At 48.2% G+C, this 22794-nt stretch carries 26 protein-coding genes and 1 tRNA gene; 19 read left to right on the plus strand and 8 right to left on the minus strand.

The window, feature by feature from the left end; all coding sequences use genetic code 11:
- From ACYU8Y_RS00165 to porG, 6 genes are all read left to right on the plus strand, one after another.
- Positions 1 to 618, plus strand: coding sequence for an anthranilate synthase component II (locus ACYU8Y_RS00165; RefSeq protein ID WP_460932963.1), 618 nt, complete (start codon positions 1 to 3; stop codon positions 616 to 618).
- On the plus strand, positions 615 to 1391 hold the full coding sequence (locus ACYU8Y_RS00170) for an alpha/beta fold hydrolase (protein ID WP_460932965.1): 777 nt from the start codon (positions 615 to 617) through the stop codon (positions 1389 to 1391). The genes ACYU8Y_RS00165 and ACYU8Y_RS00170 overlap by 4 nt, the downstream gene beginning before the upstream one ends.
- Before the next feature lie 119 nt (positions 1392 to 1510).
- The gene (locus ACYU8Y_RS00175; RefSeq protein ID WP_460932967.1) at positions 1511 to 2179 is read left to right on the plus strand and encodes a CBS domain-containing protein; all 669 of its coding nucleotides are present in this window, start codon (positions 1511 to 1513) and stop codon (positions 2177 to 2179) included.
- 76 nt (positions 2180 to 2255) lie between these two features.
- Complete coding sequence (locus ACYU8Y_RS00180) at positions 2256 to 3131, plus strand: NAD kinase (protein WP_460932969.1); 876 nt, start codon at positions 2256 to 2258, stop codon at positions 3129 to 3131.
- A 147-nt stretch (positions 3132 to 3278) separates the two neighbouring features.
- The gene (locus ACYU8Y_RS00185) at positions 3279 to 4292 is read left to right on the plus strand and encodes a DUF6089 family protein (RefSeq protein ID WP_460932971.1); all 1014 of its coding nucleotides are present in this window, start codon (positions 3279 to 3281) and stop codon (positions 4290 to 4292) included.
- Between the two features lie 104 nt (positions 4293 to 4396).
- Entirely contained in the window at positions 4397 to 5068 is a 672-nt protein-coding gene (gene porG / locus ACYU8Y_RS00190) for a type IX secretion system protein PorG (RefSeq protein WP_460932973.1), read from the plus strand.
- A gap of 403 nt (positions 5069 to 5471) precedes the next feature.
- Here porG and bshB1 read toward each other — a convergent pair whose 3' ends face one another.
- Complete coding sequence (gene bshB1 / locus ACYU8Y_RS00195; RefSeq protein WP_460932975.1) at positions 5472 to 6191, minus strand: bacillithiol biosynthesis deacetylase BshB1; 720 nt, start codon at positions 6189 to 6191, stop codon at positions 5472 to 5474.
- 171 nt (positions 6192 to 6362) lie between these two features.
- On the opposite strand from bshB1, the gene ACYU8Y_RS00200 reads away from it, so the two are divergent.
- Positions 6363 to 7370: a nitrilase-related carbon-nitrogen hydrolase gene (locus tag ACYU8Y_RS00200; protein ID WP_460932977.1), complete on the plus strand. Its 1008-nt coding sequence runs from the start codon at positions 6363 to 6365 to the stop codon at positions 7368 to 7370.
- A 2-nt stretch (positions 7371 to 7372) separates the two neighbouring features.
- Here the strand turns inward: ACYU8Y_RS00200 and ACYU8Y_RS00205 are convergent, their stop codons facing one another.
- The gene (locus tag ACYU8Y_RS00205) at positions 7373 to 8494 is read right to left on the minus strand and encodes an AI-2E family transporter (protein WP_460932979.1); all 1122 of its coding nucleotides are present in this window, start codon (positions 8492 to 8494) and stop codon (positions 7373 to 7375) included.
- Positions 8495 to 8652: 158 nt separating this feature from the next.
- On the opposite strand from ACYU8Y_RS00205, the gene ACYU8Y_RS00210 reads away from it, so the two are divergent.
- The 3 genes from ACYU8Y_RS00210 to ACYU8Y_RS00220 all read left to right on the plus strand — a co-directional run bounded on the left by ACYU8Y_RS00210 (position 8653) and on the right by ACYU8Y_RS00220 (position 11064).
- Positions 8653 to 9189, plus strand: a complete 537-nt coding sequence (locus ACYU8Y_RS00210; RefSeq protein WP_460932981.1) for an L-threonylcarbamoyladenylate synthase — start codon at positions 8653 to 8655, stop codon at positions 9187 to 9189.
- A gap of 96 nt (positions 9190 to 9285) precedes the next feature.
- Complete coding sequence (locus tag ACYU8Y_RS00215) at positions 9286 to 10797, plus strand: CCA tRNA nucleotidyltransferase (RefSeq protein WP_460932983.1); 1512 nt, start codon at positions 9286 to 9288, stop codon at positions 10795 to 10797.
- A 60-nt stretch (positions 10798 to 10857) separates the two neighbouring features.
- Positions 10858 to 11064 carry a hypothetical protein gene (locus ACYU8Y_RS00220; protein WP_460932985.1) on the plus strand — a complete coding sequence of 69 codons (207 nt, stop codon included), beginning with the start codon at positions 10858 to 10860 and terminating at the stop codon, positions 11062 to 11064.
- 52 nt (positions 11065 to 11116) lie between these two features.
- Here the strand turns inward: ACYU8Y_RS00220 and ACYU8Y_RS00225 are convergent, their stop codons facing one another.
- Complete coding sequence (locus ACYU8Y_RS00225; RefSeq protein ID WP_460933599.1) at positions 11117 to 11908, minus strand: M23 family metallopeptidase; 792 nt, start codon at positions 11906 to 11908, stop codon at positions 11117 to 11119.
- Positions 11909 to 12127: 219 nt separating this feature from the next.
- On the opposite strand from ACYU8Y_RS00225, the gene ACYU8Y_RS00230 reads away from it, so the two are divergent.
- The 3 genes from ACYU8Y_RS00230 to ACYU8Y_RS00240 all read left to right on the plus strand — a co-directional run bounded on the left by ACYU8Y_RS00230 (position 12128) and on the right by ACYU8Y_RS00240 (position 15344).
- Positions 12128 to 12319 carry a cold-shock protein gene (locus tag ACYU8Y_RS00230; protein ID WP_012925283.1) on the plus strand — a complete coding sequence of 64 codons (192 nt, stop codon included), beginning with the start codon at positions 12128 to 12130 and terminating at the stop codon, positions 12317 to 12319.
- A gap of 189 nt (positions 12320 to 12508) precedes the next feature.
- Complete coding sequence (locus tag ACYU8Y_RS00235; RefSeq protein ID WP_460932987.1) at positions 12509 to 14650, plus strand: Tex family protein; 2142 nt, start codon at positions 12509 to 12511, stop codon at positions 14648 to 14650.
- A 67-nt stretch (positions 14651 to 14717) separates the two neighbouring features.
- Entirely contained in the window at positions 14718 to 15344 is a 627-nt protein-coding gene (locus ACYU8Y_RS00240; protein WP_460932989.1) for a C40 family peptidase, read from the plus strand.
- A 60-nt stretch (positions 15345 to 15404) separates the two neighbouring features.
- Here ACYU8Y_RS00240 and ACYU8Y_RS00245 read toward each other — a convergent pair whose 3' ends face one another.
- On the minus strand, positions 15405 to 15659 hold the full coding sequence (locus ACYU8Y_RS00245; protein WP_460932991.1) for a GIY-YIG nuclease family protein: 255 nt from the start codon (positions 15657 to 15659) through the stop codon (positions 15405 to 15407).
- A gap of 167 nt (positions 15660 to 15826) precedes the next feature.
- On the opposite strand from ACYU8Y_RS00245, the gene ACYU8Y_RS00250 reads away from it, so the two are divergent.
- Positions 15827 to 15900: transfer RNA gene (locus ACYU8Y_RS00250), tRNA-Ala, on the plus strand.
- Between the two features lie 108 nt (positions 15901 to 16008).
- Here the strand turns inward: ACYU8Y_RS00250 and ACYU8Y_RS00255 are convergent.
- Entirely contained in the window at positions 16009 to 16506 is a 498-nt protein-coding gene (locus ACYU8Y_RS00255) for a DUF3299 domain-containing protein (RefSeq protein ID WP_460932993.1), read from the minus strand.
- A gap of 91 nt (positions 16507 to 16597) precedes the next feature.
- Here ACYU8Y_RS00255 and ACYU8Y_RS00260 point away from each other — a divergent pair, with 91 nt between their 5' ends.
- From ACYU8Y_RS00260 to ACYU8Y_RS00280, 5 genes are all read left to right on the plus strand, one after another.
- On the plus strand, positions 16598 to 18175 hold the full coding sequence (locus tag ACYU8Y_RS00260; protein ID WP_460932995.1) for a sensor histidine kinase: 1578 nt from the start codon (positions 16598 to 16600) through the stop codon (positions 18173 to 18175).
- 4 nt (positions 18176 to 18179) lie between these two features.
- Positions 18180 to 18836 carry a response regulator transcription factor gene (locus ACYU8Y_RS00265; RefSeq protein WP_460933602.1) on the plus strand — a complete coding sequence of 219 codons (657 nt, stop codon included), beginning with the start codon at positions 18180 to 18182 and terminating at the stop codon, positions 18834 to 18836.
- A gap of 144 nt (positions 18837 to 18980) precedes the next feature.
- On the plus strand, positions 18981 to 19616 hold the full coding sequence (locus tag ACYU8Y_RS00270) for a peroxiredoxin (RefSeq protein WP_460932997.1): 636 nt from the start codon (positions 18981 to 18983) through the stop codon (positions 19614 to 19616).
- Positions 19617 to 19821: 205 nt separating this feature from the next.
- Positions 19822 to 20067, plus strand: a complete 246-nt coding sequence (locus ACYU8Y_RS00275) for a hypothetical protein (RefSeq protein WP_460932999.1) — start codon at positions 19822 to 19824, stop codon at positions 20065 to 20067.
- A 112-nt stretch (positions 20068 to 20179) separates the two neighbouring features.
- Complete coding sequence (locus ACYU8Y_RS00280; RefSeq protein WP_460933001.1) at positions 20180 to 20953, plus strand: glycoside hydrolase family 25 protein; 774 nt, start codon at positions 20180 to 20182, stop codon at positions 20951 to 20953.
- Between the two features lie 45 nt (positions 20954 to 20998).
- On the opposite strand, the gene ACYU8Y_RS00285 is transcribed toward ACYU8Y_RS00280, so the two are convergent.
- From ACYU8Y_RS00285 to ACYU8Y_RS00295, 3 genes are all read right to left on the minus strand, one after another.
- The gene (locus ACYU8Y_RS00285) at positions 20999 to 21283 is read right to left on the minus strand and encodes a putative quinol monooxygenase (protein WP_460933003.1); all 285 of its coding nucleotides are present in this window, start codon (positions 21281 to 21283) and stop codon (positions 20999 to 21001) included.
- Between the two features lie 42 nt (positions 21284 to 21325).
- On the minus strand, positions 21326 to 22069 hold the full coding sequence (locus tag ACYU8Y_RS00290; RefSeq protein WP_460933005.1) for a shikimate dehydrogenase family protein: 744 nt from the start codon (positions 22067 to 22069) through the stop codon (positions 21326 to 21328).
- Positions 22070 to 22144: 75 nt separating this feature from the next.
- On the minus strand, positions 22145 to 22786 hold the full coding sequence (locus ACYU8Y_RS00295; protein WP_460933007.1) for a DedA family protein: 642 nt from the start codon (positions 22784 to 22786) through the stop codon (positions 22145 to 22147).
- Positions 22787 to 22794: the final 8 nt, after the last annotated feature.

Below are 22794 nucleotides of genomic sequence, written 5' to 3' on the forward strand. Positions count from 1 at the left end.
ATGAACGTGTTGGTAGTTGATAATTTCGATTCGTTTACGTACATGCTGGTCGATTATCTACAACAGGCGGGGGCCTGCTGCCGGGTAGTCAGAAACAATGAATCCTGGAGTTCCCTGATCGATGAGTCCGTCGACGCCGTTGTGCTGTCGCCTGGTCCCGGCATACCGAAGCAGGCGGGTCATTTGCTGGACGTGATCGCTCACTATTACCAACGGGTGCCGATGTTAGGCATTTGTCTGGGCCATCAGGCGCTCGGGGAATTTTTCGGGGCAACACTCACCCAGGCCAACCAACCCATGCACGGTAAAGTATCGGTTATTCAGACGCAAAGGGACGATGTGTTATGGCGGGGATTGCCTACTTCATTTGCTGTAACTCGTTATCATTCACTTGTGCTGACGGACCTGCCTCCGCAACTGGTTCGTACTGCTTTTACCGGGCAGAATGAGGTAATGGCCCTGCGCCACCGAACATTGCCTTTGTGGGGGGTGCAGTTTCATCCAGAAGCGGCCCTGACGGAGCATGGACTGGCACTCATCGAAAACTGGATTGATTTTATATTGTTTACTATTACAAACACGAACTCCACCACAACCTTAACTCCGCAATACGCATGAACTATCAGATTCGGGAGGAAGCCGGTTTCCGTTATGTAGATGAAGGCCAGGGCGAAGTGTTGCTTCTCTTGCATGGCCTGTTTGGGGCACTTAGCAACTGGGACAGCGTCATTAAAACATTTTCGGATCGCTACAGGGTTGTGATTCCCTTACTGCCCATTTACGAAATGCCTATCCGGCAGGCAAGCCTGGAAGGGCTGGTGGCGTATATCGAAAAATTTGTCAGCCAGAAATCACTGGACGAAATGACCTTATTGGGCAATTCGCTGGGTGGTCATCTGTCTATTCTGTACACGTTCAAAAATCCGGAACAGGTTCGGCGTCTGGTACTAACGGGCAGCTCAGGGCTATTTGAGAATGGCATGGGTGGTTCGTTTCCCAAGCGTGGTAGCTATGATTACATTGCCGAGCGGGTGGCTTATACCTTTTATGACCCGGCGGTGGCATCGAAAGAACTGATCGACGAAGTCTTCGAAATCACCAGCAGTATTCCCAAGTGCATGAGTATTGTTGCCATTGCCAAATCGGCGCAGCGTAACAATGTTGCCAAAGATCTGTACCAGATTCAGGTTCCTACGCTACTCGTCTGGGGGCTCAACGATACGATTACACCAGCCGAAGTAGGCCATGAATTTAATCGATTGATTGCTCATTCGGAATTGCATTTTATTGATAAGTGCTGCCATGCGCCCATGATGGAATGCCCCAACCAATTCAACGAATTATTGGATAATTGGCTGGCCAAAAATCCCGTAACCGAGTTAGTTGTGTAAGTTTAAGGGGTGCATCAGGAACATAAAATTTTGTTCCGACACTAAAATTGAAAACTATGCGAGAATTTCCGTAGTTTTCGGCGAACAGGTACTGTTTATCAAACGACTCTCTAGTAACTATGCTGGCTGCCGAACTAATAGATCCCATGCTTCCGGCCCTGAAGCCAACCGACCTGGTTGGGCAGGCGTTGGGATGGATGGAAGAGCACCGCGTTGGTCAACTTATACTGACTGATCAGGGCGATTATCGGGGTATCGTAAGCGAAGAATTGCTTATGGATGTTGCTGATGACGAGCGGCCTTTGCGGGATGTGATGTGCCTGTTCGAGCAGATTTTTGTCAATGAGAATCAGCATATGCTCGAAGTATTGGGGCTGGCTATTCAACATCAGATGCAGGTCATTGCGGTTATTGGAGAAGGCCGTGAGTTTAGCGGTACGATTTCCGTGAACGAATTGCTTAAGAAGTTTGCCCAGGATCTGGGTGTTCAGGAAGTAGGAGCCATTCTGATCCTGAATATGAATGAGCGGGACTACTCGATGGCGGAGGTTAGTCGGCTGATTGAATCCAACAATGTCAAAATTATCAGCAGCTATTTTTCCAGTGCTGCCTATGGCATGCCGGATCGCTCGCGGCTGACACTCAAATTGAACCGCCGTGATATTACGCCCGTCATCTCGACTCTCGAACGGTTTGGTTATCGAATAGAAGCGGCTTTTGCCAACGCGCCTGTCGAAAGCATTGATCAGGAGCGGCTCGATTTACTACTGCGTTACCTCAATACCTAGTTTTGACGTTTTCGGATTAAGTTTCATCGGGGCGGATCGCCATCAACCTTAAACCGCAGACTGTAAACGTTTATCTATGAAAATCGCCATTCACGGGCGCAACTTTCCCGAATCGGCACGGCCCTACATTCAGTCAATGTTTGAGGAACTGGCCAGGCGGCAAACGGAAGTAATCATTTCGCTGGGATACCGCGAGTATCTGGACAACGCGGCCGTAGCGCATTATAGTCAGGCAACGTATACCGTTGAGGAAGGCGTCGCTGATGCCGACTTTATTTTCAGCCTGGGGGGCGATGGCACGTTACTCGACGCTGTTACCCATGTTGGCTCCCGACAAATTCCTATCATCGGTATCAATATAGGTCGCCTGGGGTTTCTAGCTACCGTAGCGCCGGCATCGGTACGGCTTATGATTGATGCCATTTTCAATGGACAGTACACCATCGATGAGCGTACGCTAGTGAGTGTGCGGTCTACTCAGGATATTTTTGGCGATCTGCCGTTCGGGCTCAACGATTTCACAATTACCCGCACCCAGACCTCATCCATGATTACCGTGCATTCGTATCTCGATGGCGAATTCCTGAATTCGTACTGGGCCGATGGATTGATTATCTCGACTCCTTCGGGATCAACGGGCTATTCCCTTAGCTGTGGCGGCCCGGTCCTGCTACCCCAAACAGAAAGTTTTATCATTACGCCCATCAGCCCGCACAACCTCAATGTTCGGCCAATGATCGTTATGGACACTTGCCAGCTAGCCTTTGAGGTCGAAAGCAGGAGTGGCAACTTTTTGGCCGCCCTGGACTCCCGTTCCTACACGGTCGATACATCGGTCAGGATCACTGTGCAAAAGGAAGCGTTCAAGGCACGGCTGGTGAAGCTCAGCGACGATAATTTCCTGAATACGCTTCGTAGCAAACTCAACTGGGGTTGGGACATTCGCAATTAGGCAAGCTAAAATGATTCTGTTGCCATTTCTTGTTTTTTAGCCCTGGCATAATTTTTATGGCGCATTGCCAATAAAAACAAGGCCCCTGCCGTTTCGGAAATGGCTGGCTTTGGGGCCATCGGTGGTTGATTCACGTATTTAATGAATATGAATAAATATAGACAGGTAGTAATAGGCGCTGCGACAATCTGTTTGCTGGCAGGTTCAGTTACAGAAAGTTCGGCACAGCGCCGACAGAATGCGCATTTCGCTCCGTATTCGTCAATTACGTTTGGTGCAGGTACATCCACGTACTTTGGCGATTTAGCCGGCTATCGCAAGCCATTTAAGTCATTATTTACCTTACCCCGCTGGAATGTTGGCCTGGGTTACACTCGTCAGTTTACTCCTCATTTTGCCGCTCGTGCCACGTTTACCTGGGCGCGGATTACAGGCGATGATTACACATTTGCCAAGAGTAATATAGAAGAATACCTACCTCAATATGCCCGAAACGCTCACTTTCGGAATGACTTGAAAGAGTTTGCCGTAACAGGTATCTACAACTTTATCGAGGACGGCCGAAATTCGGAATCACGGGCGAAAATTACACCCTACATCTTTGGGGGGTTAGCATTGGTCGCTCATAGTCCTGAAGCCCGAACACCGGTAGCAAGCGGTACCGGGTCCGATGTGTATGCAGGTCAGGAGTGGGTGAAACTCCAGCCTTTGCACACAGAAGGGCAAGGTCAGCCGGGGCTTGCCAAGCCTTATTCGCTGGTAACGTTAGCCATTCCGGTCGGTTTTGGCGTGCGTTACAAGTTAAATGAAAGCTTTAACATCGGGGCCGAAATTGGCTTCCGGTATACCTTTACCGACTACCTCGACGACGTAGGAAGCGGTCCTTATGCTGATCCTGCTACGCAGCAAGGTGTGGCCACGGTCATGTCGAATCGGCGCTTTGAACAATTTGCCGCTCGTTATAAAAACGCTCCTGACCGCTATACACCACTACAAACTCTATTCAACAATGGGAGTCCTGAATTGCAGGCAGCTATTACTGATGCTCTGACTACGCCAGTTCGTTCAACGGACGGGAAATTAAATGATGGCTATTTATTGACTAATTTCTCGATTCATTACATTATTCCGAGCAAAATTAAATGTCCGCCAATTAAATAACGAGCTATTGTCTGGCTATTTGTTTGGCGTCATAAACTACACGGTATGTCAATAATGGGCGTTAACGGGCTCTGTGCTTCTGGTTGAGGTCTGTAATCTACTTTATGTATCAAAATGAAATCAGGAAGGCCCGGCTTATCGTAGCCGGGCTTTTTATCAGCCTGAGTGTACAGGCGCAAAAAATTGAAATCGGGGGCGGGTTGGGCGGTATGCTCTATAAAGGTGATGTATCGCCTTCGCTCAATCCCAGATTTTATAGACCCGCGGGAAGCCTTTTCTTTCGGTATAATGCGACCCGTTCCTTCTCTATTCGGGGCACTGGATCGATCGGTGGCCTTCGGGGTGAAGATGAGGTCAGTAGTGACCCATTGCAGAAGGCTCGTGACTATTCATTCCGCACAAACATTACAGCCGCAGAAATTGATTTTGAGTATAATTTTCTGAACTATGTATCGTCACCCCGCGTAAAAAACTGGACGCCCTATGTGTTCGGAGGAGTTGGTCTATGTAGGTTTAACAATGCAGTGGTCCGAGTGGGTGGGGTTGTCACGTATCCGCTGGGAGTGGGTATCAAGTATGAAATTAAGCGGCCCTGGAGCGTTGGTGTAGAATTTGGCACCCGCTTTACAAATAATGATTATCTGGATGGTTTAGGCGAAAATACCTTTGGCAAGGCAGTCACAAAAGTAACGCAGAGTAATCCAGCCCTCAAAGATAGTTATACCTATACGGCTCTCACATTGAGTTATACATTCTACAAAATCGTTTGTCCTTAATGTGAGAAAATTCTGATACGGAAACTTTTATGTAGAAGTACGAAGTGTATTTACTAAAGCTAGCCTTAAAAATTATAGAACACACATAGATAGTTGCCAATAAGACTTGGAGAATATTTTTGCATCCAGTGTAAACGAGGCATTTACTCACCTGAAAATAACGTTCGACAAGCAGGATGACTGTCCTCAATTGGTGTTGCTGGATCTTTATTTACCCGATCCTAACCTTGGGATGGCAACTTCTGAAAAATATACGAACTCACTATACCCGATTGCCAGTCATCATACTCAGTAGTCATCAGTGTGTATAAAAACCTTTTCCGGGTTAATCCAAAAGCCCGGCGAATACACGTTTGCCATTCGCGTATTCGCTGAGCTTCTGGATTAGTGAACTATAAAAGAACTAGACCAGCGCGAACAAATCCTGAACGCCCAGCATCCGGCGACTGATAAATCCCTCGCCAAATTCTGCCCCAATCATATGCCCGTGTTCGCGGGTGCGCGACTCCAGAAATTTCATGAACGGTTCGCCCGAAATATAACTTTGGGGCTCCAGACTTTCGGGATTGAAAAACTGACTTTTGTACGCTTTGATGGCAGCTATTTTACCCGCCCAGTACGGCGTTATATCAACCACAAAATCGGGTTTCAGAGAGCGGTCCTGAATGAAGTTATAAACAAACTTCGGCCGGTGGGCCTCCTGTGGCTGACCATCTTTTCCCACAGTTTTGATCTGTCGTAAGCCAGCGTAGAAGCAGGCGTCTGCCACAAGCTCGGCCGCACGGCCGTGGTCGGGATGGCGGTCATCAGGGGTATTTGTTAAAACAATTTCGGGCCGAAACTGGCGGATAATCGGAATGAGTGCCAGTTGGTGTTCTTCATCATTTCGGAAAAAAGCATCCCGAAAGCCCATATTTTCTCTAGCAACCAGGTTCATTATTCGGGCACCTTCTGCGGCTTCCTGCAGACGGATTTCGGGTGTTCCGCGCGTTCCCAGTTCTCCTCGGGTCAGGTCGACGCCAGCTACAGTTTTACCCTGTGCCACCAACGAAAGAATGGTGCCGGCACAGGTCATTTCAATATCATCGGGATGGGCCGCAATGGCCAGTACGTCAACGGTCATGTATATAAGTTTAACGATTGGTAGTTTCTGTGGTAAAATCTGACAGATAGATAATCACCCAGGCTCTGGATTTGTTCCGGATTGATGCCAAAGGGGGGCGGTTGCGGTTTTTACCGTGGAAACACTTTATTTAGCGATCCTAACGCAACTACTATCGCCACTACCTGATCTATGTCCTACAAAGCACTTGCCCTCCAGCTAACTTGCCAGACCGTAAACACCTACCAAACCCGCGATGAAGCCGAAGCCGTTATGCTTCAATCCATTGAGCGTATTGAACGCCAGATTGCCGCATCGGTCGGCCTGATTGGCCGCGACACCTTACTCGTTGTCGTGCCCGAATTTTTCCTGACGGGTCCACCAATGGACGAAACCGTAGACCAGTGGCGCGAGAAAGCTGCCCTCGAAATCGATGGCCGTATCTACGACGCACTGAGTGCTATGGTGCAGCGACAACAAGTTTATTTCTCTGGAAACGCCTACGAACAGGACCCTTTTTTCCCTGAGCTTTATTTTCAAACCAGTTTTATTATCGGGCCCAGTGGCGATATGCTATTGAGGTATCGCCGGTTGAATGCAATCTATACGCCTACTCCGCATGATGTCTGGGAGTTGTACCTCGATGCTTACGGCTACGATTCGTTGTTTCCGGTGGCGAAGACAAACATTGGAAATCTGGCCTGTATTGCTTCGGAAGATATTCTGTACCCTGAAGTAGCTCGCTGCCTGGCGATGCGCGGAGCCGAGGTGTTAGTACACGCAACGTCCGAAATAGGCAGTCCGCAACTGACGCCCAAAAATATAGCCAAACAGGCCCGCGCTATTGAAAATATGGTCTATGTCGTATCGGCAAACTCGGCTGGCGTAGTTGGTAATTCACTACCGTCGGGTACGGCCGATGGTCATTCTAAACTGATCGATCCTAAAGGAATTGTACTGGCCGAAGCGGCTTATGGAGAAAGCATCGTGGCCAATGCCGATATTGACCTGGCTGCTTTGCGCGAATACCGGCAACGACCCGCCATCGGGAACCAGCTGGCCCGCCAGCGACTGGAACTCTATGCGGAAAGTTACGCCAAACTTAGTGTGTACCCGCCCAACACGCTCCTGAGCCAACCTGCCGAGCGCCCGCCCTTCATGCGAACCCAGCAGGAGGTCATCAAAAAATTATACAGCTGAAACTACGCTTTTATTTCGCTTGCCTGTGCTTTCCGTCGGCGTCGGGGCAGTCGAAACAAACTGTTGCCCGACTCTTCGGGCGTTTGATCGCCCAACAACACTCCCCACGGCTGAAGCCCCTCTACGCGATCGAAAATCACCTTTAAGATGGCGATGGCCGGAATCGACAGAAACATGCCTGAGACACCGGCTAAGGCACCACCAATAAGCACACCTATGATGGAAATAAGGGCGTTGATCCGAACTTTGGACGCGACGATCAGCGGAACCAAAACGTTGTTATCGATAAACTGGACGAGCAAAAATACCCCAACCACGCCCAGAATAATTGACGTTTCGGGATTATTGCTAAACGTGATTATGACCGTTAACAGCGTAGCGACCAACCCGCCAATGTAGGGAACCAGATTTAAAATAGCCGCCATAATGCCCAGCAAAACAGCATATTGCACACCCAGCAGAAGTAAACCAACGGAGTTCAGAGCGGCTACGCAGGCGGTTTCGATAAGCAAACCGACCATATAGCTCTGGATAACGACTTTCACTTCGCCCAGTACTTCGCGCACACGTTCGGTATGTTTCTCGGCAAAAAGCACGACAACAAAATGTACTAACATGGTGCGGTAATAGAGCAAGAGGAAAACATAGATCGGAATCAGCGTTAACGTGCCGAGCGGACCCGTAATAAACCCAAGCGTGTCGGGGCTCTGCAAACTATCGAGTGTTTGGGCCTGTGCTTTCTGGATGTATTTTTCCTGTTGGCGATAGCTCACGTTGTATTCACGCCTGACCCAGCGTTTGGCATCGCTGAAAAAGTCGGTCAGGTTCTGTCGGATTTTAGGCAGGTCATCGGCAAAGTCGGAGAGCTGCATGGATAGCGTCACGGCTATGGCTGCTACCAGAATGATGGCCACCAGCAGGGCCAGACTAATGGCAATAACTTTATGCATGCCCATTCGGACAAGCCTGTTCTCAATCGGGCGTAATAAAACGGCAATTAAACCCGCCATAGCCAGAGGCACCAGAATATCCTGCCCCAGGTAGATGCCGGTCGTCAAAATAGCTAAAGCAAGCAGCGAATGAGAGAATTGATGATAGTGGGGGCGTAGTGGTTCGGCAGCCATAGGCGAAAGATGATTCATCTTAACATAGAAAATTAAGAAGCACAGACTCAACATCCCAGACTGTATTTTGTTCATCTGACAGGGATGAGATACGGGTATCTTATGCATGGCTGACCATCTTTCTCCAAACTTGCTGTATTTTTGCGGTTTAACTACTTATGACGCCAAGCATTCGCGATATCGCTTTTCAACTCAGGCAGGGACAACTTATTGCGTTAGCCGACGAAACGGGCTGGTCCATTGTTGCCGATCCTGTTAATGATCAGGCTGTTGAAAAATTGTTGACCTTGCAGGCCGTTATGCCTACTGGTTTACAACCAACTGTACTTATCCAAAATGCCGATCAGCTAGGCCTGTACGTGGCGAAAATTCCCGATGTAGCTTACGATTTGGTAGAATTTGCCGAAATTCCGTTAACGGTTATTTACGAACAGGGTAAGAATCTGTCTGCTGTGCTGTGGCGATCGGCTGCAACCGGAGAAATCGCCGTTCGGCGATCACTCAGTGCGGAAGTGGAACGGCTGATTGGTAGTTTCGGCCGTGGATTACTGTCTATTCCGCTGGAGTCTCTGCTGTTACCACCAGCGGCCGAGGCAATCATTGTCGAGCGGTTCGGCGGGCTACCGGGTATGCCTAAACGGCCGCGTATCATGCGTCTGGCCGTCAACGGAGAAATTAATTTTATCAGGAAATAAACCGTCAGATCCGGGTTGGCAACTAACGCGGCTACCCAATAGGGGCGGAGGGCAACGGCCGGTAGGCCAAAGTGAAATAGTGATTGTTCGGTACAGATGAATTTTAGCGACACCTTACATAAAAATCCGATTTTTAACGTGGTTGCACAACAAGCCGATGCGCTTGGTGTGCAGGCTTATGTCATTGGCGGATTCGTTCGTGATTTGATTTTGGGGCGTCCGTCGAAAGATATTGATATAGTTTGCATTGGTAGTGGTATTGCGCTGGCTGAAGCCGTTGGAAAAGCCCTTCGCACAAACGTGTCCGTATTTCCGAACTTTGGAACTGCGATGCTTAAAGCCACCGCACCGGCGGACGGGCCGGGCGTGGATTTAACCGGCGATGAGGCCTGGGAGGTTGAGTTTGTGGGGGCTCGCAAAGAGTCGTATCGGAGCGAATCGCGTAAACCGATTGTTGAAGATGGAACGCTCGAAGACGATCAGAATCGGCGGGACTTCACCATCAACGCGATGGGGATCAGTCTGAACCGAAATTTAGGATCCGCGGTGGGTTATGGCGAGCTGCTTGATCCATTCGGAGGGTTGAAAGACCTGAAGCGGAAAATTATTCGCACGCCCTTAAATCCCGACATTACGTTTTCCGACGACCCACTTCGGATGATGAGGGCCATTCGCTTTGCCTCGCAGTTAGGCTTTGATATTGAACCGGATACATTCGATGCCATTGTCCGGATGAACGAGCGAATCACTATTGTTTCTCGAGAGCGCGTAACCGACGAACTGAACAAGATTATTCTGTCGTCTACACCTTCGTACGGGTTCAAGTTGCTGTATCATGCCGGGTTGCTGGACCGGATCTTCCCCGAACTGGTTGCGTTGAAAGGCGTTGAAACCATTGAAGGGAAGGGCCATAAAGACAATTTTTACCACACCCTTCAGGTTCTTGATAACATTGCCAATCGGACCGAGCCGACCAGATATGCGGGCGAGGCCGAAAATGAGCTTTGGCTGCGCTGGGCGGCTCTGCTACACGATATCGCGAAACCAGCTACCAAGCGGTTTGATCAGAAGGTTGGCTGGACATTTCATGGACACGAGGACCTGGGTGCCCGCTGGGTACCCGGAATTTTTCGGACTATGAAGCTGCCGCTCAATGAACACATGCGTTTTGTGCAAAGGCTTGTTCGGTTGCACCTGCGGCCCATTGCCTTAACAAAAGAACAAATTACGGACTCGGCCCTGCGCCGGTTGTTAGTGGATGCAGGCGATGATCTCGAAGGGCTCATGGCACTTTGCCGCGCCGACATTACGTCCAAGAATTATGAGCGTGTACAAAAACACCTGCGTAATTTCGACCGGGTTGAGCGCAAATTACACGACCTCGAAGAACGCGATAAGCTTCGTAGTTTTCAGCCGGTTATCACCGGTGAGCTGATCATGGAAACGTTCGGCTTACCCCCGTCCAAAGAAGTTGGCGAGATAAAATCGGTAATGCGCGAAGCCATTCTGGATGGCGTTGTTACGAATTCGCTCGAAGCAGCTTACCCATTTTTACTGGAAGAAGGTCGCAAGCGCGGCTTTACTCCTAAAATAAGAAGTGCCGACTAAAGATTAGCAGGCCTCTAACCGTTAGTTATTTTTCATTCACCACGCTACATTAATGTACTCATGGACAACAATACAAACTTTCGTCGCTTCTTCGGTGCATCTCTCACCATTCTGGGTGTCGTCGTCGTTTTATTTGCTTTAGTGGCTTTTCTGTCAGAAGGACGAGCGGTATTAGGCATGCACGTATCAAAAGCTGAATCAGCTGCCCCCTTCATTGTTGGCATGATCTTCCTCGTTACGGGCGTCAACCTCGTCCGCGAATCGTAGAAAGATAGCTGATGTAGTTAGATAGCCTGTATTATACAATATACATCCGGCATCATTTAGACAGTTTAGCGGTCAGCAGCCACTCGTAGGTGTTGATAGGCTGGGGGAGTCCATCGGGTTTAATCTGGAGGTACATCAAATGCAAATGAGTTGGTGATCGGGATTTATAGGCATTGAAGCCCGTTCGACCCATTTCTGCCAGTTTTTGTCCCGCTTTAACCCATTGTCCCGGCGACACATCGACCTGGCTATTGTGGGCGTAATAAAATAATCCGTTCAGCAGAGGATCATATACCCAGATCCAGTTGCCGCCCCGGTAGTCGGACCCTGGTTTCCAGTCGGTTTCAATAGCCAGTACCAGCCCCTGGCTCATTGCCAGAATATCGACCGGTTTGATCGTTCGGTCGTCAATATTATCCTGATTCCGATCACTGATAAAAATATCCTGAGCGGGATGGCTGCCGCGGACCTTATAATCGAATAAGTCAAATCCGTTGCCCCGGTATCCTTCACCGTGGGTACCACCGATGGCGCTGGTCCCGTACCCGCGAATTGGAAAATTGAAATAGACACCTGTTCGGCGAAGGCTGTCTCGCTGCAGGGAATCCTGCTTGTAGCCTTCCATGCTGCGAAATCGTGTTTGCAGCCCCTGCATAATGTGACTGAACTGGAGCCGGGCCGAGTCGGGACTTATACTTTGTTCCCGAATTTGCGTGTATAAAGTCTGGAACTGCTGGCAATAGGTATACAGCGTAGGCTCATCGGAATTGCTGATAACGACCTGAGAGGAAGCTGCATTCAGACTGCCAATTAACAATGCCCCTAAAATACCTGCTATCCGCATGAACGATGTTAGGTCAATCTTCACCACTGTTTGTATTCGATTCTGACGGTAAAAATACGGAAGTACGGCGATAGCTACGAACAATATTACACCGTGAATGGCTTGTGCACGGGTGCGTTAGCTGGCTTGAAAATTATTTTATGCTTACGGAAGAATTTTTCCGAATGTATTTGGAAAATACATTTATTGTGCCGTCCTTCGCCTAAATTTAAAATAGCAATGCAAACAGGAACTGTAAAATTCTTTAATGAAACCAAAGGGTTTGGTTTTATTAAACCCGATGATGGTGGCGAAGACATTTTTGTACACGCTTCCGGTCTCATCGACCAAATCCGTGAAAACGACAAAGTTAAATTCAATGTCGAACGCGGTAAGAAAGGCTTAAACGCCGTAAACGTCGAAATGGCTTAATCGTAAGATATACCAAGACACCGTTGTAAAAAACATGCCAATTGGCATGTTTTTTTTTGCTCTATCGGTTCGCAAGCTCATTTTTGCAGACTCGTTTGCTCACCAGACTATCATAAGCTATCCGCATAGACGGCCTGATTGATCTAGCACGGAGTGCGCTCCCGACAAACGATCTACTCAAATTTTCGCATGACCCAATCTATTGAGCAACGCGTTGCTGCCCGGCTTAACATACATCTTCGCTCTGTAACAGCCACTATTGACTTACTCAACGGGGGAGCCACGGTTCCATTCATTGCCCGATACCGAAAAGAAGCTACGGCATCAACAACTGGAAATCCTCTCGACGAAATTCAAATCGGTCAAATCAAGGATACGTATCAAAAATTAGTTGACCTCGACAAGCGCCGGGAGGGTATTCTTAAATCCATCGACGAGCAGGGTAAACTCACCCCCGACCTGCGTCAAAAACTCGAAGCGGCTGATTCACTCACCGATCTGGAAGATTTGTATTTGCCATATCGGCAAAAAAGGAAGACCCGCGCCATTCTGGCCATCGAACGTGGACTAGAACCCCTCGCCAACGTAATTATGGCCCAGCGCGAAGTAAACCTGGAGCGCATGGCTCAACGGCATCTCTCCGACGCTGTACCCACCCTGGCTGATGCTTTGCAGGGTGCCCGCGACATTCTGGCCGAGCGAATCAGTGAAGATGCTGACGCTCGCCAGCGGATTCGTAATCTCTTTGAGCGGGAAGCCATTATTCGGTCTGTCGTTAAAAAAGGAAAAGAAACGGAGGGAATAAAATACAAAGACTATTTCGATTTTGCTGAACCGCTCCGTCGAGTTCCATCGCATCGGTTGCTGGCCTTGCGCCGGGGCGAAACCGAAGGGTTCCTGACTGTTGCCATTGGTCCTGATGAAGAAGCGGCCACGCAACGGCTCGAGCGGCAGTTCGTGGCAGACCGCTCGGGGACGCCTGCCTGCAAGGAACAGATGGTGCTGGCCATTCGCGATGGGTACAAGCGGTTGCTCAAGCCTTCGCTTGAAACGGAATTCTCGACTATGTCGAAAGAAAAAGCCGATGCCGAAGCCATCCGGATTTTTGCCGACAATTTGCGCCAACTATTGCTTAGTCCGCCCCTCGGCCAGAAACGCGTTATGGCCATCGATCCCGGTTATCGAACGGGTTGTAAAACAGTCTGTCTAGATGCTCAGGGGAGCTTATTGACAGAAACTGTGCTGTATCTGTCGCATTCTGAATCCCAGAAGCAACAGGCCGTTCAAACCGTTCGAAAGCTTGTATCGCAATATGCCATTGATGCTATTGCCATCGGTAATGGTACTGCCGGACGGGAAACGGAGGAATTTATACAGGGGCTGAATCTGGACAAACCCGTTTTCATGGTAAGTGAGCAGGGGGCGTCCATTTATTCTGCTTCTGAGGTTGCTCGCGAGGAATTTCCGGATCGGGACGTTACCGTTCGTGGAGCCGTTAGTATTGGTCGTCGATTGATGGACCCGCTGGCCGAATTGGTAAAGATTGACCCCAAATCAATTGGCGTTGGGCAATATCAACATGATGTGGATCAGACCGATCTGAAGACCAGCCTGGATACGGTGGTGGAGAGTTGTGTCAACCAGGTAGGTGTATCGCTCAACACGGCGAGTGCTTATCTGTTGCGTTATGTGTCAGGACTGGGTCCCCAACTGGCTGGTAACATTGTTGCCTATCGCGCTGAAAACGGCCCCTTCACCTCCCGCGACCAACTCAGAAAAGTGCCCCGGCTGGGACCGAAAGCCTTCGAGCAATGTGCGGGTTTCCTGCGTATCGAAGGCGCTAAAAATCCCCTTGATAATAGTGCTGTTCACCCCGAGCGCTATGCTGTTGTTGAGCAGATGGCTGTTGACGCGGGGAGTAGAGTCGATGATCTTATCCGTCGGCCCGATTTGCGGCAGCAAATCAATGTCGAAAAATATGTTACCAACGCAGTCGGTATTCCCACACTACGTGATATTCTGGCCGAATTAGCCAAGCCCGGCCGTGATCCGCGTGAGCAACTTTCGGTATTTGAATACGATGTCCGTGTTCGGTCAGTCGATGATTTGCACGAAGGTATGGTACTGGCTGGCGTCGTTACCAACATTACGGCTTTTGGGGCGTTTGTCGACATTGGCGTTAAGCAAGATGGACTTGTCCACGTTTCTCAACTGGCTAATCACTTTGTTTCTGACCCCAAAACGGTGGTGAAAGTATACCAAAAAGTAAAAGTCAAAGTGATGGAGGTCGATAAGGGCCGGAAACGAATTGCATTAACTATGAAATTTTGATAGGTTGCAATAGGTTAATGTGCCTTAACGTTAAAAAATTGCCTACACTACCCTAACCTAATTCCGTATGCAACAACGCTGGTCTCGGGAAATCATGCGTCCCGTACTGCTGAGTGCCTGCCTGCTCGTGTTATTGAGTGCCTGTAATGCACTTCGTTCTTCTGGTCCGTCTGTTAGCCGTCGGCCGGCCTCATCGTCCCGGCCAGTTGCCCATCGATCACCTACTGGTAAAACGCCCAGTCGTTCTTCCGCCGTTCCGGCAAAACCGACGGGCAAAATAGTCGATACCAGAACCTACGAAAATCGCTACGTACCTGAAGTGGTAAAAATTGCCCGTACGTATACTGGAACCCCGTATCGGTCTGGTGGGAATACGTCGGATGGAATCGACTGTTCGGGTTTGGTCTATGCTGTTTTCAACACGGTAGGGCTTAAAATGCCCCGAATATCCTGGCAGCAATCAGAGGTTGGTCATGAAGTCGAAGTGGCTGAAATTTTGCCCGGTGACTTAATTTTTTTCGTGCCCGACAAAGGGCAGGCCGGGTATGTTTCGCACACAGGAATCGTGACTGAAGTGAACGGTGCACAAAATATTCGCTTTATTCACGCGTCTTCTTCACGGGGCGTTCGGGAAGATAATCTATATGCCGATTATTTTAAAGGTCGATTTGTAAAGGCGTTGCGACCATTTTAATGGAGAAAATAAGCATAAAAAAAACCGCTCTAAGAGCGGTTTTTTTTATGGAAAGGTTGTCTACGCAGCGGGTTGAGCGTTGTTAATAAGCTCTTCCCAATGCGTACGATCTTTCTTCTTCAGCTTCATTTCTAAACTCAATGCTTCATTGCGCGTATCAAATGCCTGTGTAAACCGCACCTCCCAGGGCTTTCCATTAGCTGTAACCGGGTTAGTCTTAGCATTATGCTGCCACAAGGTTATTTTCAGGTCTTTGGTCTGGCCAATAAAATACTGGTCGGTAGAGGGGCTGTAAATTATATATACCGTATGCATGAGTGTCGGAAGTATTACCAAAACTACACAATTGATCATACAAAACAAACATTGATTAAGTAAGCGCGTACGTTGGGTTACACGAATAAAAAAAGTAGGATTCGGTTTGGGGCGAAACTATTTTTTACTCATCTTTGCACCCACAAAACACTACTATTGGTGTTTATGGGGGATTAGCTCAGCTGGCTAGAGCGCTTCCATGGCATGGAAGAGGTCATCGGTTCGACTCCGATATTCTCCACTACGTAGCAAATCGACCACTCTCTCAGAGTGGTTTTTTGTTGACTATCAAAAGTAAACCCCGGTAATCGCCTGATTACCGGGGTTTACTTTTGATAGTCTATATGACCTACTGCTGGATCATTTCCGCATCGGCCAATATGTAATTCAACTCATAAATATTGTCAGCATTCAACTTGAGGGTACCCCGAAACGTCCGGCGTTCGTCAGTTTTGAATTTTTTGTCGGACTTTTTGAATTTCAGCGACACAACCGATTCCGGTCCTGCGCCCCCACAAAAGAAGCAGGCGCTATACGGGAAGGCCGATAGTACATAGACATTCGATTCCAGATCTACGGGAAGCACGTAGCCCGTGAGGTCAACCGTTTTGCCGTTTAATTTTTGAATGCCTTGCCCAAACGTTGGGTAGAGCATATATACAGACTCCTCGGCATACCATTTTTTCTTGAACGTGACATCCCGCAGGATTTCCCAGGAGAGCTTCACCGGTTCGGCAGCCATCGAAGGGGCTATGGCTGGCTTAACCCGATTGACAGGCGGCAGGGCCGGACGAAAAGCCGGGGCTGCGAGCGATACGACTAATAAGGCAATTACTAAACGAGTCATGTTGAAGGAAGTCTTATACGCGAAGATACAATGGTAAAAATACAAAAAATATTACTTTTACTAACGGACTTTATCATCAACCACGCTGCTCGTGCCTGATACACTCAACGACAACACAAAAGATGGCTCGGTAATTCCCGTTCGGTTTACCCGGCTGTATATGACACTGCTAATTATTCTGGCCGTTTTGCTGACGGTAGGGCAGGGACTTACGCAATGGCGCCTGCGTGCCGTTCAGGACGAGCTTTGGATCATTCGGTATTCCGCTTTGCAACGGCACCAGAGCCAGCAAATTGTGAAGCAGGTTCTGCAATTGGCAGATGCCAGTGAACAGGGTAATTTTTCGGAGAATGTGGCGGCTTTACGGCAGGTGTTTCCTGTTTTTGAACGCTATCATTTACAAAGTCGGCAGGGGAGGGTTGATAACCCAAAGGTGTATATTGTTAATTCTGATACGGTTCAGCGATTGTACGAAGCCATTCGCCCAGAGTTTGACGCGTTCCGCCAAAGTGCACATCGACTGATGCGACTGCAAACGTTCGAAGAAACCAAAACACCTGAAGTGCAGGCTAGTATCAAACTGATGCTGGCGAATGAAAAGCCATTTTTAGAAGAGATAGATGGTATCGTTCGGGAATATACCACCGAACTCAGGGCTAAATTAACCCGGCTACAATCGATAGAACTCTATTTGTACATCTTCACGGTAGCCGTTCTGATCGGAATAGGATTCTTGATTTTCCGTCCTGCGGCCCGCAGGCTTAAACAGACATTTGCCCAGCTGATTGAAGCAGAAAGCCAGACAACGGCGGCTAATAAAAAACTGCTGAATGCTAATCGTGTACTGAAAGAAACGCGCCAGAAACTGTTTGAGGCCACTAAACTTCAATACCAGCAAGAAATTGACGACCAAAAACTACGGACTTCCTATCTGATCGCCGGACAGGAAGAGGAACGCAAACGGTTATCACGCGACTTGCATGATGGACTCGGTCAGATGCTTACCGCCATCAAGTTACAAATTGAAGGGCTTGAGGCCAGTCTGACCAGAGCGGCCGCAACAGAACAGGTTGGCTCGGCACCGTACGCTAAAAATTTGAAAACGTTGAAGGGTCTGGTAACGCAGACGATTCAGGAAACACGGACGATTTCCAATAATCTAATGCCTAGTGTGCTCAGTGACTTTGGCATTATACCCGCCATAAAAATGCTGGCTGAACAAGATCGGAGCGATTCGTTCGACGTTACGTTTGAAACAAATTTTACTTCCGATATGCCCCGATTGAACAGAAACGTTGAAATCATGCTCTATCGGGTAACCCAGGAAGCTGTGAGTAATGCGGTCAAACACGCAAAACCGTCACATATACATATTGAGTTGAATGAACGAGGAAACTCCTTACAGTTATTAGTCAGTGATGATGGCAAAGGTTTTCAGCTACCCCGGAAAAAACAGGAGAGTGGCGTTCCCAAACAAAAGCCAGAAATAAATGGCGACATAACTGATCCGTCAGAACTACGGCCGCCTTCACAGGGTTTACATAATATGCAGGAACGGACCAAATTGCTAAATGGTAAATTCAAAGTACAATCTGCATTTGGAAAAGGTACTAAAATTCAGGTAAGCATTCCCTATAAATCGCATTTTGCACCCCATGACACCTACTAGAATAATGTTGGTGGACGATCACTCTATCGTTCGTGACGGTATTAGGCTTTTACTTGAACAAGCCGATGGACTGGAAATTATTGATGAAGCCAACGATGGCGAAGAGATTCTCGATAAACTGAAGGTGCTTCAGCCCGATCCGAGTCGGTTGCCCGACTTGATCCTGATGGATATTTCATTGCCTGGTATGTCGGGTATTCAGACGACGCAGGTCATCAGCCGCTTGTATAAAAATGTGCGTGTACTGATGCTGTCAATGCACAACAATGAAGATTACATTTTACGGTCGGTAGAAGCTGGCGCATATGGCTACATTCTGAAAGATTCGTCGTCTGATGAGATGATCAAAGCCATCCGGACCATCGCTGCCGGTGAAAAATACTATAGCTCGCCGGTTGCTTCGATCATTCTGAGCGGCTACATGCAGCAGTTGAAGAAAGGTGATCGACATGGGCGTGCCGAGCGTCAATCGAAACTATCCAATAAGGAAAAAGAGATTTTGCAATTTCTGGTCGATGGCATGAGTAGCCGCGAAATTGCTGAGAAACTGCAATTAAGTGTCCGCACTGTCGATAACCACCGGGCCAATATGATGCGTCGGTTGCAGGTTCGCAATGCGGCTGAACTGGTCAGAATGGCTGTAGAAGACAAGCTCATCTAACTCCTTGGCAATGCTGCTCGCAGAATTGCGAACTTGAAAATTGTTTTTTAGGTTTGCTACCAAAACCGGCTTAATGCCGGTTTTCCATTTAGTAAATACTACATTAATCAGGTAGATTTTGTCAACTAATAAATTCCTATTATCATGTCGTTACGCTTAGGAGATATTGCCCCCGATTTTGAGGCCGATACAACGCAAGGCCATATCCACTTCCACGAGTGGTTAGGTACGTCCTGGGGAATGCTATTTTCGCATCCTGCCGATTTTACACCCGTTTGCACTACAGAATTAGGGCGGACGGCACTTCTGAAAGATGAATTTGGCAAACGTAACGTAAAAGTCATCGCCGTATCGGTGGATGATCTGGAATCACATAATCGCTGGACGCCCGACATTAAGGACGTGACGGGTTCGGAAGTAAACTTCCCGATTATTGCCGATGCTGACCGTCAGGTAGCTACGTTATACGATATGATTCATCCCAATGCCAGTGAAAAAACAACAGTTCGTTCGGTGTTTGTGATTGGTCCCGATAAAAAAATCAAATTGACGCTGACGTATCCAGCCTCAACCGGACGCAATTTCAACGAGCTTATTCGCGTCATTGACTCGCTCCAGTTAACCGCTGACTACCAGGTGGCTACTCCCGCCGACTGGCAACCCGGCGATGATGTCATTGTTACCCCCGCCGTCACCAATGATCAATTGGAAGCTAAATTCCCGAAAGGAGTAACGTTTGTTAAGCCGTATTTACGCACAACACCGCAGCCCAACAAATAGCATTTTGTGACGCAGTGGGGATGCCAACGCCGGGCTAAGAGAAATCTTGCTACCATAACTGGCAAGGCTCCTCTTAGCCCGGTGCGCTTTTTACGAGTGTAGCGGACCGTATGCATACAATACTCGCTTAAAACTATAGTCTTTAAACTTTATGATTCTTCGCTGAGTTAAGTGGTCTGTAGAAAAAAACAAATCACTTAGCGTTATGGCAAAGTCTCAAAACAACAATCCTGAGCACACAGAAGGACCAGTAGCATCAGCTATTGAAGAGCAAACAGCCAAGTTACCATCCGATCTTTTTTTATGGGCGGCACTCGGTTCGATGGGAGTTTCGTTGTATTTGCAATCAATAAACAAGCGTGATCGAAGCCTGTTTGTTGGCCAATGGGCCGCTCCCTTCTTGTTGCTCGGCTTATACAACAAGTTGGTGAAGCTGGAAGGCCACGATTAATAAGACTGTCAAGACTTGATTGAGAAAGCCCTTCATATGTATGGAGGGCTTTTTTATGTTCGTTATGTTCGGCGCTTATGCTGTATTTTTGACCTACTAATTAGAAAACTGCATGAAAACCCGCGTTCTGTTTAAGCTCATCGTTCAGCGATATGGTCTATGGATTGCGGCATTCTTTATCGTGGTGATCACTTTTTGGGTTGTTCGGTCACGTAAGGCCGATCAACTCGACTGGCAATTTGTTCGGGCGTTTGGCATCCGGTTACCCATGCGCTACGGCATTCACGGCATTGACGTATCGCGGCATAACGACCGTATAAACTGGGCACGAGTGAGGCAGATGGAAGCGGACGGTGTTCGGCTTCAGTTCGTGTTCATCAAGGCGACTGAAGGGGCTACATTAGCGGACAAGCATTTTGAAAAAAACTGGCGTGAAGCAAAAAAAACAGCGTTACGGCGGGGAGCCTATCATTTTTATCATCCTACGCGCGACCCACTCAAACAGGCTGCTAACTTCATTCGGACGGTCGACTTGAGCGAGGGCGATTTTGTACCGGTTGTTGACTTCGAAGTAATAAATGGGCAGTCGGATGAAACAATTATCAATGGACTGAGGCTGTGGCTCGAAACGGTTGAAGAGCACTATCACGTGCGGCCCATCATCTACACGAACGGTAACCTTTATAAACGATATATAAAGGACAACTTGAGTGAATACCCACTTTGGATAGCCGACTACTCAGCCAAACACCTTCGGAGTTATGATCCAGACAAACTATACCTTTGGCAACATAACCAAAGTGGCTGGGTTCAGGGTATTCGTGGGCAGGTTGATTTTAATGTATTCGTGATGGATGAAGAGCGAATGAAGGATATTTGTTTATAGTACACGTGTAGAAGTTTCTAACAATATGAACAGGCCGAAGCCCATTCATATACTCACTTTTGTTAAGACGGCCGGTCCAGCTAACCAGTCTTTCGCCTTTTCGCCAAACGCCTTCATATGGGCCATTTGATTGTGAGCCAGCAGGCCGGCCTCATCATTCCAGCGCTCGTGCATAACAAACCGTTCGGGATGGTCGACGCTCTCGTATAATTCGTAGAGTTGGCAGGCGGGTTCGGTTCGAACGTCCAGAACCAATTCGCGCAACGCATTTTTAAGATTGGCTTCAGCGCCAGTTTTGGCTGTGATGTTGGCAAATACTAAAAGAGGCATCAGGAATACGTTTAAATTAACAAAAGCAGAAGAACTCAGAATTTACCGTTGCCAAATTTCCCAGGCTTTTTCGGCCTGTAGTTCCAGCATACGCAATCCATTATGAACGGCGGCACCAGACTCCCGGCCAAGTTTCATGAATTTCGTTTCAGTAGGATTGTAAACCAAATCGTATAGCAGATGACGATCCGTCAACTGATGATAGGGGAGAGCCGGTGCTTCATCAATAGCAGGATAGGTCCCAATGGGAGAGCCGTTGATAATTAACGAGTAATCGCCCAGAATATCAGCTAGCTCGTCGTAGGTAAGGGTATTGTCACTTTTCGTTCGTGACACATAGGTGTACGAAATTCCCAGATCCGCCAAGGCTACCGTAACTGCTTTTGACGCCCCACCTGTACCCAGTACCAGCGCCCGCAGCCCGTCAGTTGAACGACCAAGCAACGTCAGCCAATCGACCAGCGATTGTCGAAAACCGTAATAGTCGGAGTTATAACCGGTTCGGGAACCATCAGCTTCTACTTTAATTACATTAACAGCGCCAATTTTCTCCGCTGATGCATCCAGCCGATCCAAATAAGGAAGAACAGCCTGCTTGTGCGGAATAGTAACATTGATCCCTCGCAAACCAGGCAACGCAAGCAAGTCGGGCAACGCTGTAAGGTCATGCATATCGAACAGATCGTATCGACTGTCGGCAATGCCTTCCCGTTTAAATTTCTCCGTAAAATACCGTTTAGAGAACGAATGTGTAAGCGGAAAGCCGATAAGGCCGTAGCGTGTCATAATACTTGGTTTAAAAACACTATGCCACTGCTGAAAGCAATGGCATAGGTAGCGTCTAACAAAATGCAGAAAGTTTTAACGGGTCCGTTTTTTGAAAAACTCTAAAATGATAGGAACGATCGATAAACCGACGATGCCAAATACGACGAGTTCGAAGTTTTTCTGAACGATCGGGAAGTTTCCAAAAAAGTATCCCAGTAGCGAAATGCTCGTTACCCATAATATAGCACCAAGAATACAGAACTTAATATAAGTTCCATAGCTCATGCTTCCGGCTCCTGCCACAAAGGGGGCAATGGTGCGCACGATTGGAATAAACCGAGCAATGATTACGGTTCGTCCACCATACTTTTCGTAGAACTTTTCTGTTTCAGCGATGTATTCCCGCTTAAAAAACAGGATACGCTCGCGGGACTTGATTTTCGTTCCTAAAAATTTGCCGACAAAATAATTAAGGTTGTCCCCCAGTAAGGCAGCCACAATAAGCAGAGGAATAATTGCCCACACGCTCAATTCATTGGTAGGGCGGGCGGCCAGGGCACCGGCAGCGAACAACAGGGAGTCACCTGGCAGCAGCGGCATCACAATTAATCCCGTTTCGGTAAACACGATCAGAAAGAGAATGGCATACAGCAGTATACCGTACTCGTTTGCCCACAGATCAAGGTAGCGATCAAGGTGAAGCAAAAAGTCAAGTAGCGATTTGATAAGATCCATATGCGTTC

The organism is Spirosoma humi (genome assembly GCF_054776575.1).

What these genes read in the sequence shown, in the direction of transcription:
- ACYU8Y_RS00165 (WP_460932963.1), top strand. Translation starts at nt 1, where the DNA reads ATGAACGTGTTGGTAGTTGATAATTTCGATTCGTTTACGTACATGCTG.
- ACYU8Y_RS00170 (WP_460932965.1), top strand. Translation starts at nt 615, where the DNA reads ATGAACTATCAGATTCGGGAGGAAGCCGGTTTCCGTTATGTAGATGAA.
- ACYU8Y_RS00175 (WP_460932967.1), top strand. Translation starts at nt 1,511, where the DNA reads ATGCTGGCTGCCGAACTAATAGATCCCATGCTTCCGGCCCTGAAGCCA.
- ACYU8Y_RS00180 (WP_460932969.1), top strand. Translation starts at nt 2,256, where the DNA reads ATGAAAATCGCCATTCACGGGCGCAACTTTCCCGAATCGGCACGGCCC.
- ACYU8Y_RS00185 (WP_460932971.1), top strand. Translation starts at nt 3,279, where the DNA reads ATGAATAAATATAGACAGGTAGTAATAGGCGCTGCGACAATCTGTTTG.
- porG (WP_460932973.1), top strand. Translation starts at nt 4,397, where the DNA reads ATGTATCAAAATGAAATCAGGAAGGCCCGGCTTATCGTAGCCGGGCTT.
- bshB1 (WP_460932975.1), bottom strand. Translation starts at nt 6,191, where the DNA reads ATGACCGTTGACGTACTGGCCATTGCGGCCCATCCCGATGATATTGAA.
- ACYU8Y_RS00200 (WP_460932977.1), top strand. Translation starts at nt 6,363, where the DNA reads ATGTCCTACAAAGCACTTGCCCTCCAGCTAACTTGCCAGACCGTAAAC.
- ACYU8Y_RS00205 (WP_460932979.1), bottom strand. Translation starts at nt 8,494, where the DNA reads ATGGCTGCCGAACCACTACGCCCCCACTATCATCAATTCTCTCATTCG.
- ACYU8Y_RS00210 (WP_460932981.1), top strand. Translation starts at nt 8,653, where the DNA reads ATGACGCCAAGCATTCGCGATATCGCTTTTCAACTCAGGCAGGGACAA.
- ACYU8Y_RS00215 (WP_460932983.1), top strand. Translation starts at nt 9,286, where the DNA reads ATGAATTTTAGCGACACCTTACATAAAAATCCGATTTTTAACGTGGTT.
- ACYU8Y_RS00220 (WP_460932985.1), top strand. Translation starts at nt 10,858, where the DNA reads ATGGACAACAATACAAACTTTCGTCGCTTCTTCGGTGCATCTCTCACC.
- ACYU8Y_RS00225 (WP_460933599.1), bottom strand. Translation starts at nt 11,908, where the DNA reads ATGCGGATAGCAGGTATTTTAGGGGCATTGTTAATTGGCAGTCTGAAT.
- ACYU8Y_RS00230 (WP_012925283.1), top strand. Translation starts at nt 12,128, where the DNA reads ATGCAAACAGGAACTGTAAAATTCTTTAATGAAACCAAAGGGTTTGGT.
- ACYU8Y_RS00235 (WP_460932987.1), top strand. Translation starts at nt 12,509, where the DNA reads ATGACCCAATCTATTGAGCAACGCGTTGCTGCCCGGCTTAACATACAT.
- ACYU8Y_RS00240 (WP_460932989.1), top strand. Translation starts at nt 14,718, where the DNA reads ATGCAACAACGCTGGTCTCGGGAAATCATGCGTCCCGTACTGCTGAGT.
- ACYU8Y_RS00245 (WP_460932991.1), bottom strand. Translation starts at nt 15,659, where the DNA reads ATGCATACGGTATATATAATTTACAGCCCCTCTACCGACCAGTATTTT.
- ACYU8Y_RS00255 (WP_460932993.1), bottom strand. Translation starts at nt 16,506, where the DNA reads ATGACTCGTTTAGTAATTGCCTTATTAGTCGTATCGCTCGCAGCCCCG.
- ACYU8Y_RS00265 (WP_460933602.1), top strand. Translation starts at nt 18,180, where the DNA reads ATGTTGGTGGACGATCACTCTATCGTTCGTGACGGTATTAGGCTTTTA.
- ACYU8Y_RS00270 (WP_460932997.1), top strand. Translation starts at nt 18,981, where the DNA reads ATGTCGTTACGCTTAGGAGATATTGCCCCCGATTTTGAGGCCGATACA.
- ACYU8Y_RS00275 (WP_460932999.1), top strand. Translation starts at nt 19,822, where the DNA reads ATGGCAAAGTCTCAAAACAACAATCCTGAGCACACAGAAGGACCAGTA.
- ACYU8Y_RS00280 (WP_460933001.1), top strand. Translation starts at nt 20,180, where the DNA reads ATGAAAACCCGCGTTCTGTTTAAGCTCATCGTTCAGCGATATGGTCTA.
- ACYU8Y_RS00285 (WP_460933003.1), bottom strand. Translation starts at nt 21,283, where the DNA reads ATGCCTCTTTTAGTATTTGCCAACATCACAGCCAAAACTGGCGCTGAA.
- ACYU8Y_RS00290 (WP_460933005.1), bottom strand. Translation starts at nt 22,069, where the DNA reads ATGACACGCTACGGCCTTATCGGCTTTCCGCTTACACATTCGTTCTCT.
- ACYU8Y_RS00295 (WP_460933007.1), bottom strand. Translation starts at nt 22,786, where the DNA reads ATGGATCTTATCAAATCGCTACTTGACTTTTTGCTTCACCTTGATCGC.